The sequence below is a fragment of the Oleiphilus sp. HI0125 genome, assembly GCF_001635355.1.
Window position 1 is genome coordinate 1 of record NZ_LWGF01001427.1, and the last position, 729, is coordinate 729.

The following is a 729-nucleotide window of genomic DNA, read 5'->3' on the forward strand; positions in this document are numbered from 1 at the left end:
ACATCTCCCAGACCTGGTCCAAGGTTATTGATGCAGGCACCAACTGCCGACCATGCAGTTACTTGATCTAAACCGCTTGCGAGAAGCAGTAACAAAAGCACAACGAATGAGAATACGTACAGGGAGAAGAAACCCCATACGGCTTCGATAACCCGATCAGGTACGGCTTTCTTGCCTACTTTTACAGGAATCACCGCATTAGGGTGAATCAAGCGCTTTATCTCGCGCATGCCCTGTTTGAATATCAGCATCACGCGAATGGCTTTCATGCCCCCGCCAGTTGATCCTGCGCAGCCGCCGATGAAAGCGACAACGAAGAGTAAAAACGGTAATACAAAAGGCCAGTTGGCAAAATCAGCCGTTGAGAAACCCGTTGTAGTGGCAATGGATACCACCTCGAATAAACCTTTTACGAATGATGTGCCAGGGTCGTAGGTGCTAGTGTGGTAGAGCGTCGCAATCGTGATGATGGAAACTAAGAAAATGACACCGGTGTAAAATCTGAATTCTGCATCTTTCCAATAGATGATCGGGCTATTGGAACGAAGCGCCGCAAAATGCAGTGCGAAGTTGATGCCAGAAATGAACATGAAAAAGATCGCAACAAGTTCGATATGTACGTTGTTGTAATAGCCGATACTTAGGTCATGTGTTGAGTAGCCACCAATCGCAATGGTTGAGAAACTGTGGGCAACGGCATCGAATACTTCCATGCCTGCACTCCAATAA

General features: G+C 47.1%; 1 protein-coding gene. It reads right to left on the reverse strand.

Annotation, left to right across the window (positions count from 1 at the left end):
- The coding region (locus A3762_RS24405) for a potassium transporter TrkG (RefSeq protein ID WP_369820719.1) at nt 1-713 on the reverse strand (713 nt) is incomplete at its 3' end.
- Between the last annotated feature and the right edge of the window lie 16 nt (nt 714-729).